This window comes from Enterobacter chinensis (genome assembly GCF_034008295.1).
In the GTDB taxonomy this organism is placed as follows: domain Bacteria; phylum Pseudomonadota; class Gammaproteobacteria; order Enterobacterales; family Enterobacteriaceae; genus Enterobacter; species Enterobacter chinensis.
This window is the reverse complement of sequence record NZ_JARDVI010000001.1, coordinates 335859-352801: the sequence shown is the minus strand read 5'-3', so window position 1 is coordinate 352801 and position 16943 is coordinate 335859. Positions and strand designations below refer to the sequence as shown.

Below are 16943 nucleotides of genomic sequence, written 5' to 3'. Positions count from 1 at the left end.
CCGGCCTTTTCGCACGCAGACCTTTTGCTAACCCCGCGATTTCCCGCCACAATATCGTATCGTCCTCGTTAAAATACGACTCATGCAACGTCTTCATACCTACCCCGACATCCGCGCGATGTTTCGTCGCCTGCTGATTGCCACCGTCACCGGCGTGCTGGCCGCGCTGGCCGTTGCGGTATTTCGTCACAGCATGTACCTGCTGGAGTGGCTGTTTCTGAGCAATGACAGCGGGAGCCTGGTGAATGCCGCCGCGTCGCTCTCTCCCTGGCGGCGCGCGCTGACGCCAGCCCTGGGCGGGCTGGCTGCCGGGCTGCTGCTCTGGGGATGGCAGCGGCTGACTGCACAGCGGCCTCACGCACCCACCGATTATATGGAAGCCCTGGAGACTGATGACGGCCAGTTTGATTACGGCGCCAGCCTTGTTAAATCCCTTGCTTCGCTGCTGGTCGTTGCCAGCGGAAGCGCCATCGGGCGTGAAGGGGCCATGATCCTGCTCGCCGCCCTCGCCGCCTCCTTTTTTGCCCGGCGCTTTACGCCAAAATCTGAATGGAAGCTCTGGATCGCCTGCGGTGCCGCGGCCGGGATGACCAGCGCCTACCATGCGCCCTTAGCCGGAAGCCTGTTCATTGCAGAAATTCTGTTTGGCACACTGATGCTGGCCTCGCTCGGCCCCGTGGTTATTGCGGCGGTGGTGGCGCTTCTCACCACGCAGCTCCTGGCTCCGGGTGCCGGCACGCTCTACGCGGTCCATCTGAGCGGCATCCTCACCGCGGCAGATTATGGCCTGCTGGTCGCCATGGGCCTGCTGGCGGGGCTCTGCGGTCCGCTGCTGATGTGGCTGATGGCGTTCAGCCATTCTTTATTTTTGCGCCTGAAACTTTCTCCGCCCTGGCAGCTGGCGCTGGGCGGTTTGATCGTCGGGCTGCTGTCTCTCCTCACGCCAAAGGTGTGGGGAAATGGCTACAGCGTGGTTCAGGCTTTTCTGCTCGCCCCGCCGCTGCTGACGGTCATTGCCGGGGTGTTTATCTGTAAATTGCTGGCGGTACTGGCAAGCAGCGGTTCGGGCGCGCCGGGCGGGGTGTTTACGCCCACGCTGTTTGTCGGCATGGCGACAGGCATGCTGTTTGCACAACTTTTCGCGCTGTGGTTACCGGGTTCTGAGACGGCGATTTTGCTGGGTCTGGCGGGAATGGCAACGTTACTCGCTGCGACCACGCATGCGCCTATTATGTCGGCGCTGATGGTCTGTGAAATGACCGGGCAGTATTTTTTACTGCCCGGTTTACTGGTCGCCTGCGTGGTGGCGTCCGTGCTGTCGCGGACCTTACGCCACGACTCGGTCTACGGTCAACACGCCACCGAGGGCAGAGAGATCGATGTACTGCGCTAGCTCACGCTGTTCGGCGCGAGGCAGATAAGGCAGTTCACCCACCAGCGGTCCGGGCAGTTTGGTACTCAGCACGTCGATGATCTCAGCGTAGTGCGCCAGGCCCGGGTTGATCCGGTTTGCCACCCAGCCAATCAGCGGCAGGCCGTCATTGGCAATCGCCTGCGCCGTCAGCAGCGCATGGTTGATGCACCCTTCCTGGATACCCACCACCATCACCACCGGAAGCTGTTCCTGCACCACCCATTCAGAAAGCGGACGCAGGTCATTCATCAGGCTGCGCCAGCCGCCCGTGCCTTCGACCACCACGTGATCGACCTTCTCGCTCAGGTTCGCCAGGCCGTCGGACAACAGGGGATAATTAATCAGGCCGCTGTGCGCTACGCTGCTCTCCTCTTCGCTTAACGCAATGGGATTGACCGCGTGATAAGGCAGTTCCAGTGACGAGACGCTTTGCAGCACCAGGGCGTCTTTATTACGCAATCCCTCTGGCGTCTCTTTACTGCCTTTTGCGACCGGTTTGTACCCTGCCACGCGTTTACCGCTTGCTGCAAGAGCCTGCAGCAATGCGCGGGATACGACGGTCTTGCCAACAGAGGTATCTGTACCAGTAACAAAGAAACGCTTAAGCATGACTCACTCCACCTCTTGGGTATGCTTCGAAAATATAAACCAGGTAAATAATTCAGTGGAGGAAGTCTACGGGATGCGTGCGCTACCCGGCTTGAGATAGCGCAATTTTTCTTACATCTGCGGAAAAGAGTTAACCCTGTAACAGGCGGATCAACAGCGAGCCGTTATACATGGCGTCTTTGACCAGCGCCGCGCCGGCCATCGTACCCTGGTTGGAAAACTGGGTGCTTTCTACCGCAATATTTTTGCTGTAGGCGGGAAGCGACTGCTGATGGATACAGGCCGAGATCGCCGGGAATAAGATCTCCGCCGCCTGGCTGAGCGGCGAGCCAATGAGGATTTTTTGCGGGTTAAAGAGGTTCACCATAATGGCCAGAATGCGGCCAACGTTATTCCCCACGCCGGTAATAATGTCCTTCGCCAGCAGATCGCCCTGACGCGCTGCGGCGCAGAGGGAATCCACCGTTAAGGGTTGTCCGTGCAGCGAGGAGCTCATGGACTGGCCGAGCCTCACCTGCGCCAGCTCCAGCACGCTCTCCACGCTGGCAATGGTCTCCAGACAGCCGTGGTTCCCGCAGTAGCAGCGCTTGCCGTACGGGTCGACCTGGGTGTGGCCAATTTCCACCAGGCTGCTGCTTCCGGCGTGGAGAAGACGTCCGTCGGTGATCACGCCCGCCCCGACGTTATGGTCGATGACCACCTGAATCACATCCCGCGCACCGCGGGATGCGCCAAACAGCGCCTCCGCCATGGTCCATGCGCTGATGTCATGCTGAATATAGACCGGCACGCCGGTGTGGTTTTTCAGTACTTCGCCCAGCGGCATCTCTTTGACATCGTCATAAAACGGCATGCGGTGAACGATGCCATTCTCGGTATCAATAATGCCCGGCATGGTGATGGCAATCGCCGTTAAGCGCTCAAGCCGCTGCTGATGGCGAATAAAGAAGTGATCGATGTGAGTGACAATCGCGTCGAGAAGCGGTTCTTCCGCGTTGAGGGGCAGTTCAAGCCGGTCTTCCACCACCAGCTTGCTGCTCAGATCGCGCAGTGCGAGGAAGATCTCGCCCCGACTGATGCGCAGCGACAGGTAGTGCCACGCTTCCGTCTCAACCACCAGCCCGACGGCCGGACGGCCACGGCTGCCCGGCTCCTGAATTTCCGTTTCCTGAACCAGGTGCGCTTCCAGCATTTCGCGGACAATCTTGGTGATACTGGCGGGTGCCAGCTGTGCCAGGCGCGAAAGATCGATACGCGAAACCGGACCAAGCTGATCAATCAGGCGATATACCGCGCCGGCGTTGGTCTGCTTAATCTGATCGATGTGCCCTGGCTGACTATCAGCAACCACCTCGTACTCCCTTATTTTCGAGCTTCGAAATAAACTGTTAGCTATGGTGAAGCACTTGCATGGTTGCCGTCAAATATTTACTTAGCCATGTGATTTACCGCACATTTTTACCCCCTTTCGCCTGAAAATATCGGCCAGCAGAGGCGTTAATTAGCTGCTGTTTGAAGCGCTGTGCGGCATGGCCCTGTTCACGATGTTTTGACCAGACCAGCCACATCTCTGAAACGGCATCCTCTTCGGCGATGGTCACCCAGCGCATTTCGCGTAATTGTACCCGTTTAAAGGAGGCCGGGAGAATAGACACGCCCAGCCCGGCGGCGACCAGACCAATAATGGTCATCGCTTCCCCGACTTCCTGGGTGATGACAGGAGCAAGATCGTAGCGGCGCATCAGACCCAGAATATCGTCATACAGCCCCGTCCCGACCTGCGGGTCAAAAAAGACGAACGGCTCTTTTGCGAGCTCTGCCAGCGAAACCGACGGACGCGACGCCAGCGGGTGATCGTGTGGGATCATGGCCATCAGCGGTTCGCGCAGGATCACCTCCCACGCCAGCGTGTCCGGCAGCTGGGTATTGCGCATCAGCCCCAGATCCAGAGAACCTTCATTCAGCGGTGCAATCTGCTCGCGGGTATTGATTTCACGCGTCTGAATATGAACATCCGGAAAGTGACGACGGAATGACGACAGGGTCTCCGAGACGGCGCTGATAAACGGTGCGGATGAGGTAAACCCGATTCGCAGCTCTCCGGCTTCCCCGAGATACAGCCGTTCTGCCCGGGCGGCGGCATCCTCGACCATGCTGAGGATTTGTCGGCTGTCGTTCAGAAACTGCTTTCCCGCCGCCGTCAGGCTCACGCTGCGGTTAGTACGGGCCAGTAGACGCGCCCCGACCTGCTGTTCGAGGATCTGAATCTGCTGGCTTAACGGTGGCTGAGAGATATTCAGCCGCGCCGCCGCGCGGCCAAAATGCAGCTCTTCAGCGACGGCGACAAAGTAGCGAAGATGACGCAGCTCGATATTCATATTTTTAAAGTATCATTTGAGATTATTAATATATTAGACAGAATATTTACATTTTCCTACCCTGAACATGTGGTCATACCCGTCACCAGAAATCACGGGGATGTTTAAGCAAGGAAATTGTGTGAGTCGTACAACTACTATTGATATCGATCCGGCCAGAGATATCAATGATTTACCTGCAACATCGCAGCCGGTTCAGTTCATTAAACGTGGTACCCCCCAATTTATGCGCGTCACGCTGGCGCTCTTTTCCGCCGGTCTGGCCACTTTCGCCCTGCTCTATTGCGTTCAACCGATCCTGCCCGTGCTCTCTCATGAGTTTGGCGTATCGCCTGCCAGCAGCAGCATTTCCCTCTCCATTTCTACCGGTATGCTGGCGATTGGCCTGCTCTTTACCGGCCCGCTGTCCGATGCCATTGGCCGTAAACCGGTGATGGTGACCGCCCTGATGCTGGCCTCGGTCTGTACGTTACTTTCGACCATGATGACCAGCTGGCACGGTATTCTTGTAATGCGCGCGCTGATTGGGTTATCGCTCAGCGGCGTGGCAGCGGTCGGGATGACCTATCTTAGCGAGGAGATCCACCCGAGCTTTGTTGCCTTTTCTATGGGGCTTTACATCAGCGGAAACTCGATTGGCGGTATGAGCGGACGCCTACTGAGCGGGGTGTTCACGGACTTCTTTAACTGGCGTATTGCGCTGGCGGTCATCGGCTGTTTCGCGCTGGCATCAGCCCTGATGTTCTGGAAAATTCTGCCGGAGTCTCGTCATTTCCGTCCTACCTCCCTGCGCCCAAAAACGCTGTTTATCAACTTCCGCCTGCACTGGCGCGACAAGGGGCTACCGCGCCTGTTTCTGGCAGGCTTCCTGCTGATGGGCTCCTTCGTCACGCTGTTTAACTATATTGGCTATCGCCTGATGCTCTCCCCGTGGCATCTGAGCCAGGCGGTGGTCGGCCTGCTTTCCGTGGCGTACCTGACCGGCACCTGGAGTTCGCCGAAAGCCGGGGCGATGACCGCACGCTATGGGCGCGGCCCGGTCATGCTGTTCTTCACGGCGATGATGCTGCTCGGCCTGCTGCTGACGCTCTTCTCCTCCCTGTGGCTAATTTTTGCCGGAATGCTGCTCTTCTCCGCGGGGTTCTTCGCCGCCCACTCGGTCGCCAGCAGCTGGATTGGTCCGCGCGCGCGTCGCGCCAAAGGACAGGCATCGTCGCTGTATCTGTTTAGCTATTATCTGGGTTCCAGCATCGCCGGGACGCTCGGCGGTGTGTTCTGGCATAACTACGGCTGGAACGGGGTGGGCGGGTTTATTGCGCTGATGCTGTGCGCGGCGCTGCTGGTGGGAGGGAGTTTGCATCAGCGTTTGAAATAAACAAACGCTATCCCCCGCATGAGCGTAATTGTGCGGGGGGTCGTTTCTTACGTTAGTCACGCTTAATTTAAAATTTAGAAAAATCAATTAATTATAGCCATTTCGTGCATTTATCGCCCCTCCCTCTTTTTGTAAGCTCATCGACTCCATCCTAAGAAAAGAAGGGTTTTAAAATGGCTATTCCAGGCAATATGTGGTTATTCGATGACGGTGGTGCACTGATTAAAGGTGGTTGTGATGTGCAGCACAGGGAATACAGCATTGAGTTCAAAGGATTTCACCACAATCTTTCGACTCCCACCGATAACCTGACAGGTAAACCTACGGGTAAACGCATCCACTCCCCGATGATGATCGTAAAGGAATTCGATTACTCATCACCCTATCTCTATAAAGCGGTCGCGACAGGTCAGGCTCTACAAAAAGCCGAACTCAAATTCTATAAAATTAATGACGCAGGTCTTGAAGCTGAGTACTTCAATATTCTTCTGGAAGGCGTGCGGATTGTTGCGGTATCACCTGCAATGGCCGCGCCGGGCGATAATAATAACAACCACCTCGAAACGGTTGAATTGCGCTATGAGAAAATTACGTGGAAACATAACGACGGCAATATCATTTTCTCTGACGCATGGAATGAACGGGCGACAGCGTAACTGGGGTATTGGTATGGATACTACGGAAGAGATTAACGGAACCTACTTCTACAGAGGCCATTCAAACCTCACTCCAGGTGAGTTACTTGAGATCATTTTTCTGGAGGAGTTCTGTATGGAGTTGGGGATAGATGCCGTTTCAGGCGCGGCTATTTTGGGCGGGCAACCATGGCTAGGTACTCGGGCAAAACCTGAAGGTGCTATCCTGGGGACGAGCGTTGTTTCAAAGTACGCGCGAATAATTTTACGGGACGCACGTCTCCCTTTCGGGATTAAAATTCCCACTCCCGTTGGAGTCAGAATGCAGCCAACTAACAAACTCGCTGCGGTAATTGGTCGTTACATCCCCTGGCTAGGATGGACCTCGCTTGCACTGACTCTTCATCGAGTTTCAACACGTACGCAAGAAAAATACAATTTGATTGCACGACCAAAAGACCGCATAGCGTGGACATTTTTCTGATGAGCATCGTAGACGACGTGTTATTTATGTTTCGGGATGAAATTCCTGGCTATCTGGATAAAGACTGGAAAGAAGTTCCTCTGGAACTTGATTCTGATTTATTTGGTTCCCCGGGGGATGACTTTCATGATGCATTAAACCGATACGAGAAAGAGTTTAACGTGGATTTGTCTGGCGTGAACTGGTCTCGTTATTTTCCCTGGCAGAATACCCCATTGTTAGATCGCTGGTTCAAGCTGAAGCGGGAAGAAGTTGAAGCAACCCGCATCCCGTTGACCGTAAGAATGTTTGCAGAGTCCGCAAAAGCAGGCAAGTGGCTCTACGACTGACTGATAAGGGGCTTCACGCCCCTTGTATCAAAAATGCATTAATCCTCCCTAAATCACGTTACACTCCCTGAACACTCCCAACACGATAAGGAAGAACAAGAATGGAAAAAACATCAGCTTATCAACAACTCATGACATGCCATGCTGAATGGATGAAACGTATGCAGGATGAGGAATCAAAGTGATGAGTCATGATGCAGAGCTTATTGCCAAGGCTATATCAGCACTTCAACCAAAACCCGATTATCTTAAGGACTATGTTCTTCCTTTTGTGATTGCTCTTTTTGGTGCACTACTGGGTGGTCTTTCCGCTGTTCGCATAAGCAAACGTCAAGAGTTAAAAAACATTGCCAGAGACAATTTTGTAGCAGCAAACCAAGTTTTTGTATTAGCACATGGATGTCTGGCAAAGCTGGTAGCAATCAAGTCAAATTACGAGCACATCTCATCAGACGTCCCGCTGGTAAGGGCGGGAGAATTCCCCACAATAGTCACCAAGCTCGAAGATGTTAAATTCAATGCTCATGAGCTTTTTTTCATTAGGACTAGACCCACAGCAAATAAGAGTCTTTGGCAAAAGATAAAATGGACATTCCTTCATCGCATTTTAAGAAGAAAAATTAAGCAACCTTCAATAGATGAGTTGCGTAAATCCTGGAGAAATGTTGTCAAGATTGGCGCGATGTTTGAAAACTACAATCAAGTTATGGAGCTTCTGCGTAAAAGAAACCATATCAATGAAAGGGTTAAAGAGGTTATGTCTCAAGTTGGTATCTTGGAATACAGGGACGTGAATTTAGTACGAAAAATGCTTGGTGATGAACTCTGCGGTGGATTTGTAGATATAACAGAATCAGCAATTTCTTTAACTGATTATGTCCTTGATGAATTACATCAATTTCTCCTGGAGTTTCCGAAGATTGCTGAGAGCAACATTGAACTGAGTAAAATCAAAGAGTGGGGACACCTTCCTACCTATCACAATAAGCAACAAGCATTTTTAAACTGTTTGAAACCAATAGTGAAGCCTAACTATAAAACGATGTCTGAATACACAGGCATGTCAGAGGCAACTGTTTTGAAAAAATATAATTACGAGAGATAACTAAAGCACAGCGGGGGGAGTTTCGCCCCCCTTCCTTCCTTACTGGACTTGTCTAGACATCACTGTGGCCTTATTTAACGCCAGAAGCATCTGTTTCAACGGCTGTCTGGTCTTATACACACGGTCTGACGTGGTGGTGTGCGCATGACCGAGTATGTGATATCGAACTGAATCCGGTACCCACAGCATCTGTTTAGAGTGTCTTTTCCTCCATACATACCCATCTCTTTCAGTGAAGGAAATGTGCAGGGATTGTGTTGAATGTTTGTTACTATTCACGAATGCTCCTTAGAACACTCCCACTTAGAAGGACGATGTAGAATGCAAAAAACCCCGCAATACCAACAGCTTGTAAAAGTATTTCAGCGCCTCTCCCGCTTCTCCCACCTCTCCTCCATCGCCAGCTGGGACATGTTTACGATGATGCCGCCAGGTGGCAGTGCCGCACGCGGTGAGGCGCTGGCGGAGATGAGCGTCCTGCAACACCAGATCCTGACCGATAAAAAAGTGGGCGACCTGCTGACTGCAGCGGCAGGTGAAGATCTGAATGACGTTGAACAGGCCAACCTGCGCGAAATGACGCGTCAATATCAGCAGGCCTCGCTGCTGCCGGAATCGCTGGTGGAAGCCAAATCCCTCGCGGGCAGCAAGTGTGAACATGCCTGGCGCACTCAGCGCCCCGCTAACGACTGGCAGGGCTTTTCCGCCAACCTGAAAGAGGTGGTCAAGCTCAGCCGCGAAGAGGCTCGTCTGCGGGCCGAAGCCAAAGGGTGTACACCTTACGATGCGCTGCTGGATATTTTTGAGCCCGACATGACCAGCGCCCGTCTGGACGTTCTGTTCGGTGATATGAAATCCTGGCTACCGGACCTGCTGGCAAACGTGGTGGAAAAACAGGCTCAACGGTCGTTTGTTCCCCCGCAAGGTCCCTTCCCGACCGCAACACAGCGCGAGCTGGGCCTGGAAGCCATGAAGATGCTCGGCTTCGATTTTAACGGCGGTCGCCTGGATGTCAGTGCGCACCCGTTCTGCGGCGGCGTACCGGAGGACGTGCGCATCACCACGCGCTATGACGAGGATGAACTGCTCAGCGCGCTGTTTGGCGTGATCCACGAAACCGGACACGCGCGCTACGAACAAAACCTGCCGCGCGCGTGGGCAGGACAGCCGATTGCGCTGGCCCGCTCAACCGCGATCCATGAATCGCAGAGCCTGTTCTTTGAGATGCAGCTGGGACGCAGTGAAGCCTTCCTCAAACATCTTCTCCCTGCGGTACATGCCCGCTTTGGCAGCCAGGCGGCGTTCAGCGAAGAGAACTTTATTGCCTGGAACCAGCGCGTAAAACCGGGCTATATCCGCGTCGATGCGGACGAAGTGAGCTACCCGGCACACGTGGTGCTGCGCTATGAGATTGAGCGGGCGCTGATCAACGGCGAAATCGAGGTGGACGATATTCCCGCCCTGTGGGATGAGAAGATGCAGGCCTGGCTTGGGTTATCAACCAAAGACAACTACCGCAACGGCTGTATGCAGGATATTCACTGGACCGACGGCGGTTTTGGTTACTTCCCGTCTTATACGCTGGGAGCTATGTATGCCGCGCAGCTGTTCCACGCCGCCAGTACCGCGCTGCCGGGTCTACAGGCCTCCATTGCAGAGGGCGATTTTTCCGCCCTCTTCGAGTGGCTGCGTCAGAACATCTGGCAGCACGGTAGCCGCTTTACCACGTCGCAGTTAATTACCCAGGCGACGGGTGAAGATCTGAATATCCGTTACTTCCGCGAACATCTGACCTCCCGTTATTTGTAATTCCCCCCTGCCGGAGTGCGCTCCGGCAATTTCTTTGCTCTTCTACATAAGAATATGATTCTGCACATTCCTTTGCGATCTCACTTGAGGTATGTAGTTTAATCCTGGCTACATAATTAAACCGCTATCAGGCCAGGGTTAAAAAATAAATAAAGGGATGAATAATGAAAGGCATAATGAAAACGATGGCGTTAGCCGTACTGTGCGCGACGAGTTTAAGTACCTTCGCCGCCACGGATAACACCCCGCTAGAAGCATATAACGATATCACCCGTTCTCTCGCAGATCTCCAGCCCATCACATTTCAGGCTCCCGCAGAAAAATACAAGCTGCTGGTGTTTATTGATAACCAGTGCGTTTACTGCAGCAACGTGGTGAAAAACGTGAAGCAGTATACGGATGCCGGCTTGACCATGTCGTTTCTGACCGTTGCCCCTAAACCTATTCGCGACTCGGTCATTGAGGATATGGGGCGCGTCTGGTGTTCAACCGATAAGGTCAAAAGCCTGCAGAAAGCGATGACGGGATTTTTACCGGATAACGAAACAACGCCTGCCTGTTCCGACCGGGTCACTCGCCAGTCTGCTCTGGCTGAAAGGCTGGGCATCAACATCACACCGTTCATGGTGGTCATCGAGCCAGAATCACGCTCGATTATTGGCAGCCAGCCACCGGCTGCAATTCTGGCTGCGCTAAAGAAATAGCCCTCGCGTGTACGAACGTGCCTGTTCGTACACCTTTTTTCCCCTCTGTACATTCCGTTACACGCCGATACCAATCACTCACGGAAACCCCGAGTTTACAGGGATATAGTTATTTCAACGGCCCCGCAGTGGGGTTAAATGAAAAACCAAATTCGAGGGTATGAGAATGAATAAAGTATTAGCTCTGGTTGTTGCCGCTGCTATGGGTCTGTCTTCTGCTGCATTTGCTGCTGACACTACCGCAACTGCTGCACCGGCTGCCGCGCCTGCTGCAACCACCACCGCTGCGCCAGCAAAAGCGGTTCACCATAAGAAACACCACAAAGCTGCAGCGAAAAAAGAAGCCGCTGCACCAGCAACCGCAGCACCAACCGAGCAAAAAGCTCAGGCTGCCAAAAAACACCACAAAAAAGCCGCTAAACCGGCTGTAGAGCAGAAAGCGCAGGCTGCTAAAAAGCACCACAAACACAAAAAAGCGACCAAACCGGCCGTAGAACAGAAAGCTCAGGCTGCTAAAAAGCATCACAAAAAAGCAGTAAAACACGAAGCTGCTAAACCAGCTGCACAGCCAGCTGCGTAAGAGTACAAGCTTAACCGTGCCTTACGGGGCACGTTGGTAAACCGGCGCTGAACCGGAACAGGTTCCGCGCCGTTTTTTTTATCCGGAGGGCGTATGCTGCGACGCTATCGGTTTGAGCTGATTCTGATCCTGCTTATTTTATGCGCGCTCATCGCAAGCCATTTTTATCTTTCCTGATTGTAGCACGCTGATTTTACTCCCACTTTAGCGCTGTCCCGTCTATAGTATTTTCATAGGGTTCACTTTTAATAATCATAATTACCCCCACCAGAGTGTGATATGCGTAAATCTGTTGTGTTGTTACTGGGAACGTTTGGTCTTTTTTCTGGATTTTCACATGCGGATGATGGCGGTGATGACACCATTAGCGCGAAAGAGCTAAAGACGCTTTTTTTCGGTCATGACGATCGCACGCGCGTCACCGACCCGACCCAGGCACCCTGGGACGCTATAGGCCAACTGGAAACCGCCAGCGGTAACTTATGTACTGCAACACTGATCACCCCGCAGCTTGCCCTGACGGCAGGCCACTGTCTGCTAACCCCACCAAACGGCAAGCCGGATAAAGCGGTTGCCTTGCGATTTGTGTCGCAAAAAGGCATCTGGCGCTATGAAATCCACGGCATTGAAGGCCGGGTTGATCCCTCTCTTGGCAAGCGCCTGAAACCGGATGGTGACGGCTGGATAGTGCCACCGGCGGCCGCCTCATGGGATTTTGGTCTGATCATTTTACGCTACCCGCCTTCCGGCATTACGCCGTTGCCGTTATTTGACGGCGACAAAGCCGCCCTCACCGCCGCGCTGAAAGCCGCCGACCGGAAGGTGACCCAATCAGGCTACCCTGTCGATCATCTGGATACGCTTTATACGCATACCGACTGTATTGTGACGGGCTGGGCGCAAACCAGCGTGCTTTCGCATCAGTGCGATACGCTGCCGGGCGATAGCGGCTCACCGCTGATGTTGAAAACGGATAAGGGCTGGCAGCTGATTGGTGTCCAGAGCTCTGCGCCGGCGGCGAAAGACAGATGGCGCGCAGATAACCGGGCCCTGTCCGTTACCGGTTTCCGCGACCAGCTCGAAGCGCTGGCACAGCAGTAAATCAACACCTTCTGACCTGATGTAACGCCCTGATTGACTCAATCGGCATCGGCTGGCTGAACCAAAAACCCTGCAGTTGATCGCAGCCAGCCAGCCGCAGCAGTTTCATTTGCTTCTCGGTTTCTACCCCTTCTGCGACCACCGCCATGCCCAGCGCATTGGCGATCCGCACCGTGCCGCTCACCAGCGCGGCCGCCTGTTCATCGTTATCCACCAGCCCGGCCAGCGATTTATCAATCTTGATGGTGTCGAAGTTAAAACGCCGCAAATACCCAATGCTTGAATAACCGGTGCCAAAGTCATCCAGCGCCACCGCGGTGCCCAGCGCTTTAAGATTGGCGATTGCCATGCGGGCACGCTCAGGATTTTCCAGCACATAGGACTCTGTGACCTCAAGCTGGAGCCTGTTAGCCGGGAAACGGGTGGTCTCCAGCACGCTGGCCACTTTTTCTTCGAAGGCAGGATCGCGAAATTGTGCGGGAGAGATATTCACGGAGAGCTTTAAGTCACCGTACGGCTGCAGATCCTGGCAGGCCCGCTGCAGAACAAACTGGCCCAGTTTGTAAATCAGACCGCTGGTTTCCGCAATGGCGATAAAGGTATCCGGGCCTAACGGCCCGTCCGGGCGACGCGGCCAGCGGACCAGCGCTTCGACGCTGCTCATTTTCTGGCTGCGGGCGTCAATAATCGGCTGATACCAGACCTCAAACTCATCGCGCTCCAGACCGTGGCGGATCTGATTTTCAATCGCCAGCTTGCGTTCCCTGGCGCTGTTCAGCTCCGCGTCGTAGTGGGTGATACGCCCTTTCCCGCTCATTTTGGAGTGATACATGGCAATATCGGCGCGGCGAAACAGCTCGGTGCTGTTGCACTCAATCAGGGTTCCGCTGGCGATACCGATGCTGGCACCAATATGGATGGTGCGTTCCCCCAGATGAATGGGGGTGGTGAGAAAATCCAGCACGGAAACGGCAAAGGCGGTGGCCTCTGCCTCGGCCTTATCACCGCCGATAGTCATGGCAAATTCATCCCCGCCCATTCGCGCCAGCATCCCGCCCGGCGGCACGCGTTCACTCAGCGTTTTCGCAATCGCCACGATGAGATCGTCACCCACGCTGTGGCCGTAGATGTCATTCACGTCTTTAAAGCCATCCAGATCGATAAACACCACGCTTTTGACGTCGATATCACAGCGTAAACTCACCCGATCCAGCGCCTCGATGAGCGCACGCCGGTTCGGCAGATGACTTAGCCAGTCCGTTCTTGCGACCAGACGCGCCTGGCTTTCTCCGCGCGCAAGCTTGTAGAGCCCCACGCTGCTCACCAGAATAAACAGCAGGATCAGGGCCGACGCCAGCACCACAATCTGCCGGATGTCAGAAGATGCCGCCCGGGCGGCCTGCGCGCCCGGAAGCCGCGCCTGCCAGTTCAGATACCCGACTAACTCCCCCGCAGCACTGCGCAGCGGCATGCTGCGATCGTTGATTTTGCCTGGAGAATAGTTGAGGTTATCAATCTGAAAGGTCGCCCCCAGGTCGGATAATATTTTGGCGTTCAGATGACGGGTAATCACCAGATAGCGGCGCGTTCCATCGGTCACCTGTAATCTTCCGACCATCGGGCGAATCAGCCCTATTCCGACAAAGGCGACACCGTGGCGCGTCTGGCTGATCCCCGCATAGATATTTTTTTCACCAGAGAGCGATCGCCTGTGCTGGTCAATAAGCGCTTTGAGGCCTTTGCCAAAGAAGTCGAGGTTGGTCTCGTTGAAGTGTTGGCTTTGAAACGATCCCCAGATGACATTGAAATGTTCATCAAGCACAAAGGTACCGTCATAGAGATTGTTGATTTTAAAGCCAGCGCCCCAGGTGTTATACAACCAGTCGGTATCGAGCACTGAACGGTAGGCCTCCCGCACCGCATCGTCCCAGACGGCATTATCGAGTACCAGAGAGGAGACGCGGTTAACCGATGTCTGAATGGCACCCTGCACGGAAAGCGCCGAGCGGTGTTCGTCAATTTCATTGGTTTTCGTGCTGATAAGGTGCAGGGAAAGATAGAGAAGCGCGACGATGGAGATGATTAAGCCGATCCCCGCCATGAAGACCATGGCAAACAACGTTCTCGCGGTGGGAATATTGCGCCAGCTTAATGTGCGATACATCAGCCATCCTCTTCAATGTTTTGCTTTTCTAAGAGTAATACAGGCAGCGAATTTCGCTGCCTGTAAATAATGGCTTGAGGTCTGTCAGGCGAGTTTTATCATGATCATGCCGGCAAGCAGCAATATGAGTCCTATCCAGCCCTTGTTATTTAAACGCTGGCCGAAGAGCACCCAGCCTGCAGCCAGCGTGGCGGCGATACCAAAACCACCCCACAGCGCATAGGCCACCGACAGATCGATACCTTTTACCGCCTGGGAAAGGGCGCTGAACGCCCCCAGAACCGCAGCAATTGACAGCAGGCCGTATATTTTACGGCGAAAACCATCGGAGAATTTAAGCAGGACGTTCGCCAGAATTTCCAGCACGATGGCGAGCCCCAGCCAGGCCGCATGAACCCACTCAAACTGTTGCATGGTTCTGCTCCTTCTGCTGTTTGACAGGCTTACGGGTGCCCGATTTAATCAGCACAATACCCGCGACCAGCGTCGTTAACCCGGCGATCTTCATTGTTGTTAATGTTTCGTCAAATATCAGCACGCTGAACAGCGTAATCAACAAAATACCGATCCCTTCCCACAGCGCATACGCGACGCCCAGCGCGATTTTCTTCACCGCAAACGAGAGGAAAATATAAGAAAGTGAAATCATCACCAGCATTAAAATAAAACCGGTGTTGCCATCGCTGACGCTTGCCCATTTCATCGACAGCGTGCCGGTAATTTCAGCGATAATCGCCAGGGCTAATAAAATCCAGTAAAACATGTTTTTCTCCTGCTTGAGAATATAATCCATCGTGGCCCGCTGCGAGCAGCAAACCAAAAAATACGAATTGAAATCAGACAGCTAAGCGCTTAGCGCCAGCTCAGGCAGAAGATATGACTATAGTGCGGTGCGCCAGTGTTGCTCACCAGAAAGCAGGAAGAAGGAGGTGAAAAATACAGCGGTGTTGTTTGAAGCGTACGTCCTGAACAGATTGTCCATAAAATTACAATTATCCGCGTTGTTGCTTCTCGTCTTTGCGGATGAAAATTGTCCTCGGTAGTTAAACACACCAAATTTGTACCATAAGCCAGGATTTTACTCAAAGTCTTTGCAATTCTTTACCCACCCCGTTTGATTTTGGTTAGTTTATTGCATCGCCTTTCGCCTTTATTATAAATATAAAGAAAAATACGGAGTCACCATGGCTAAACCCATCATTACCCTGAACGGGTTAAAAATTGTCATCATGCTGGGCATGCTGGTGATTATACTGACAGGCGTTCGCTTTGCCGCCGACATTATTGTGCCCTTTATTCTGGCGCTGTTTATTGCGGTGATCCTGAACCCGCTGGTACAGCGCATGACGCGCCTGCGCATCCCACGCGTGCTGGCTATCACGCTGCTTATCAGCATCATTATTGTGGCGATGGTCTTGCTGGTGGCGTATCTCGGGACCTCGCTAAATGAACTGGCGCGAACGCTGCCGAAATACCGCTCTTCGCTGGCGATACCGCTGCTGCAGCTTGAACCCTGGCTGCAGCGCGCGGGTATCGAAGTCTCGGTTGAGGAGCTCCTGAAATATATCGACCCGAATGCGGCCATGACTATCGTCACCAGCCTGCTGGCGCAGCTTTCCAATGCCATGACGTCTATTTTTCTGCTGTTTTTAACGGTGGTGTTCATGCTGCTGGAGGTGCCTCAGCTGCCGGCAAAGCTGCAGCAGATGATGGTCCGTCCGGCTGAAGGGATGGGGGCGATTCAACGCGCGCTGGACAGCGTTTCCCGCTATCTGGTGCTGAAAACGGCCATTAGCCTGGTCACGGGCGGTGTCGTCTGGGTGATGCTCCTGGCCCTGGACGTTCGCTTTGCCTTCGTCTGGGGATTACTGGCGTTCGCGCTTAACTATATTCCTAACATCGGGTCCGTGCTGGCGGCGATCCCCCCTATTCTTCAGGTGCTGGTTTTCAGCGGGCTTTATGACGCGCTGATCCTGCTGGCCGGCTATCTGGTCATCAATCTGGTGTTCGGTAACATTCTTGAGCCACGAATGATGGGCCGGGGCCTGGGACTGTCCACGCTGGTGGTCTTTTTGTCCCTGATATTCTGGGGCTGGCTGCTCGGCCCCGTTGGGATGCTGCTCTCCGTCCCGCTGACCATCATCGTCAAAATTGGCCTTGAACAGACGGCGGGTGGGCAAAGTATCGCCGTGCTGCTGAGCGATATGAGCCATCAATAGCGGTCAGTCCGCCAGTGGGTACAGCAAGGTTACGGTG

The 16943-nt window shown here is 53.8% G+C and carries 18 protein-coding genes; 11 read left to right on the top strand and 7 right to left on the bottom strand.

Annotated features, from left to right (window positions below; all coding sequences use genetic code 11):
* Positions 1-82: 82 nt before the first annotated feature.
* A complete protein-coding gene (gene clcB, locus PYW49_RS01795; protein WP_320385456.1) occupies positions 83-1393 on the top strand; it encodes a voltage-gated ClC-type chloride channel ClcB in 1311 nt (436 codons plus the stop codon).
* Here the strand turns inward: clcB and bioD are convergent.
* From bioD to PYW49_RS01780, 3 genes are all read right to left on the bottom strand, one after another.
* Entirely contained in the window at positions 1328-2023 is a 696-nt protein-coding gene (bioD, locus tag PYW49_RS01790; protein ID WP_111965730.1) for a dethiobiotin synthase, read from the bottom strand. The genes clcB and bioD overlap by 66 nt on opposite strands.
* Positions 2024-2153: 130 nt before the next feature.
* Complete coding sequence (gene mlc / locus PYW49_RS01785; RefSeq protein ID WP_134350089.1) at positions 2154-3374, bottom strand: sugar metabolism global transcriptional regulator Mlc; 1221 nt, start codon at positions 3372-3374, stop codon at positions 2154-2156.
* Positions 3375-3468: 94 nt separating this feature from the next.
* Positions 3469-4401, bottom strand: coding sequence for a LysR family transcriptional regulator (locus tag PYW49_RS01780; RefSeq protein WP_134350088.1), 933 nt, complete (start codon positions 4399-4401; stop codon positions 3469-3471).
* Between the two features lie 121 nt (positions 4402-4522).
* Between PYW49_RS01780 and PYW49_RS01775 the strand changes: the two genes are divergently transcribed.
* From PYW49_RS01775 to PYW49_RS01735, 9 genes are all read left to right on the top strand, one after another.
* Positions 4523-5776: an MFS transporter gene (locus PYW49_RS01775; RefSeq protein WP_320385455.1), complete on the top strand. Its 1254-nt coding sequence runs from the start codon at positions 4523-4525 to the stop codon at positions 5774-5776.
* 173 nt (positions 5777-5949) lie between these two features.
* Entirely contained in the window at positions 5950-6432 is a 483-nt protein-coding gene (locus PYW49_RS01770; protein ID WP_320385454.1) for an Hcp family type VI secretion system effector, read from the top strand.
* Between the two features lie 13 nt (positions 6433-6445).
* A complete protein-coding gene (locus PYW49_RS01765; RefSeq protein WP_134350086.1) occupies positions 6446-6895 on the top strand; it encodes an STM2901 family protein in 450 nt (149 codons plus the stop codon).
* Positions 6895-7224, top strand: coding sequence for a DUF1493 family protein (locus PYW49_RS01760; RefSeq protein ID WP_134350085.1), 330 nt, complete (start codon positions 6895-6897; stop codon positions 7222-7224). Before PYW49_RS01765 ends, PYW49_RS01760 begins: the two co-directional genes overlap by 1 nt.
* 184 nt (positions 7225-7408) lie before the next feature.
* On the top strand, positions 7409-8329 hold the full coding sequence (locus PYW49_RS01755; protein WP_320385453.1) for a hypothetical protein: 921 nt from the start codon (positions 7409-7411) through the stop codon (positions 8327-8329).
* A 321-nt stretch (positions 8330-8650) separates the two neighbouring features.
* Complete coding sequence (locus PYW49_RS01750) at positions 8651-10138, top strand: carboxypeptidase M32 (protein ID WP_320385452.1); 1488 nt, start codon at positions 8651-8653, stop codon at positions 10136-10138.
* Positions 10139-10302: 164 nt separating this feature from the next.
* Complete coding sequence (locus PYW49_RS01745; RefSeq protein WP_166790963.1) at positions 10303-10842, top strand: thioredoxin fold domain-containing protein; 540 nt, start codon at positions 10303-10305, stop codon at positions 10840-10842.
* Between the two features lie 166 nt (positions 10843-11008).
* Complete coding sequence (gene asr, locus PYW49_RS01740) at positions 11009-11422, top strand: acid resistance repetitive basic protein Asr (protein ID WP_059311270.1); 414 nt, start codon at positions 11009-11011, stop codon at positions 11420-11422.
* A 279-nt stretch (positions 11423-11701) separates the two neighbouring features.
* Positions 11702-12523, top strand: a complete 822-nt coding sequence (locus PYW49_RS01735; RefSeq protein ID WP_134350082.1) for a trypsin-like serine peptidase — start codon at positions 11702-11704, stop codon at positions 12521-12523.
* A 1-nt stretch (position 12524) separates the two neighbouring features.
* On the opposite strand, the gene PYW49_RS01730 is transcribed toward PYW49_RS01735, so the two are convergent.
* The 4 genes from PYW49_RS01730 to PYW49_RS23420 all read right to left on the bottom strand — a co-directional run bounded on the left by PYW49_RS01730 (position 12525) and on the right by PYW49_RS23420 (position 15738).
* The gene (locus PYW49_RS01730) at positions 12525-14687 is read right to left on the bottom strand and encodes a bifunctional diguanylate cyclase/phosphodiesterase (RefSeq protein ID WP_320385451.1); all 2163 of its coding nucleotides are present in this window, start codon (positions 14685-14687) and stop codon (positions 12525-12527) included.
* 84 nt (positions 14688-14771) lie between these two features.
* Entirely contained in the window at positions 14772-15101 is a 330-nt protein-coding gene (mdtI, locus tag PYW49_RS01725; protein WP_047348730.1) for a multidrug/spermidine efflux SMR transporter subunit MdtI, read from the bottom strand.
* Positions 15088-15450 carry a multidrug/spermidine efflux SMR transporter subunit MdtJ gene (gene mdtJ, locus PYW49_RS01720; protein ID WP_134350080.1) on the bottom strand — a complete coding sequence of 121 codons (363 nt, stop codon included), beginning with the start codon at positions 15448-15450 and terminating at the stop codon, positions 15088-15090. Before mdtJ ends, mdtI begins: the two co-directional genes overlap by 14 nt.
* Before the next feature lie 117 nt (positions 15451-15567).
* Complete coding sequence (locus PYW49_RS23420; protein ID WP_455350753.1) at positions 15568-15738, bottom strand: protein YdgV; 171 nt, start codon at positions 15736-15738, stop codon at positions 15568-15570.
* Positions 15739-15871: 133 nt separating this feature from the next.
* Here PYW49_RS23420 and PYW49_RS01715 point away from each other — a divergent pair, with 133 nt between their 5' ends.
* Positions 15872-16906 carry an AI-2E family transporter gene (locus tag PYW49_RS01715; protein ID WP_134350079.1) on the top strand — a complete coding sequence of 345 codons (1035 nt, stop codon included), beginning with the start codon at positions 15872-15874 and terminating at the stop codon, positions 16904-16906.
* The last annotated feature ends 37 nt before the right edge of the window (positions 16907-16943 follow it).

Excerpts from the sequence above, each read along its gene's own strand:
- PYW49_RS01780 (WP_134350088.1), bottom strand. The coding sequence starts at position 4,401 with ATGAATATCGAGCTGCGTCATCTTCGCTACTTTGTCGCCGTCGCTGAA.
- PYW49_RS01715 (WP_134350079.1), top strand. The coding sequence starts at position 15,872 with ATGGCTAAACCCATCATTACCCTGAACGGGTTAAAAATTGTCATCATG.
- mdtI (WP_047348730.1), bottom strand. The coding sequence starts at position 15,101 with ATGCAACAGTTTGAGTGGGTTCATGCGGCCTGGCTGGGGCTCGCCATC.
- PYW49_RS01745 (WP_166790963.1), top strand. The coding sequence starts at position 10,303 with ATGAAAGGCATAATGAAAACGATGGCGTTAGCCGTACTGTGCGCGACG.
- asr (WP_059311270.1), top strand. The coding sequence starts at position 11,009 with ATGAATAAAGTATTAGCTCTGGTTGTTGCCGCTGCTATGGGTCTGTCT.
- PYW49_RS01730 (WP_320385451.1), bottom strand. The coding sequence starts at position 14,687 with ATGTATCGCACATTAAGCTGGCGCAATATTCCCACCGCGAGAACGTTG.
- clcB (WP_320385456.1), top strand. The coding sequence starts at position 83 with ATGCAACGTCTTCATACCTACCCCGACATCCGCGCGATGTTTCGTCGC.
- PYW49_RS01755 (WP_320385453.1), top strand. The coding sequence starts at position 7,409 with ATGAGTCATGATGCAGAGCTTATTGCCAAGGCTATATCAGCACTTCAA.
- PYW49_RS01765 (WP_134350086.1), top strand. The coding sequence starts at position 6,446 with ATGGATACTACGGAAGAGATTAACGGAACCTACTTCTACAGAGGCCAT.
- PYW49_RS01735 (WP_134350082.1), top strand. The coding sequence starts at position 11,702 with ATGCGTAAATCTGTTGTGTTGTTACTGGGAACGTTTGGTCTTTTTTCT.
- PYW49_RS01760 (WP_134350085.1), top strand. The coding sequence starts at position 6,895 with ATGAGCATCGTAGACGACGTGTTATTTATGTTTCGGGATGAAATTCCT.
- mdtJ (WP_134350080.1), bottom strand. The coding sequence starts at position 15,450 with ATGTTTTACTGGATTTTATTAGCCCTGGCGATTATCGCTGAAATTACC.
- PYW49_RS01770 (WP_320385454.1), top strand. The coding sequence starts at position 5,950 with ATGGCTATTCCAGGCAATATGTGGTTATTCGATGACGGTGGTGCACTG.
- PYW49_RS01750 (WP_320385452.1), top strand. The coding sequence starts at position 8,651 with ATGCAAAAAACCCCGCAATACCAACAGCTTGTAAAAGTATTTCAGCGC.
- bioD (WP_111965730.1), bottom strand. The coding sequence starts at position 2,023 with ATGCTTAAGCGTTTCTTTGTTACTGGTACAGATACCTCTGTTGGCAAG.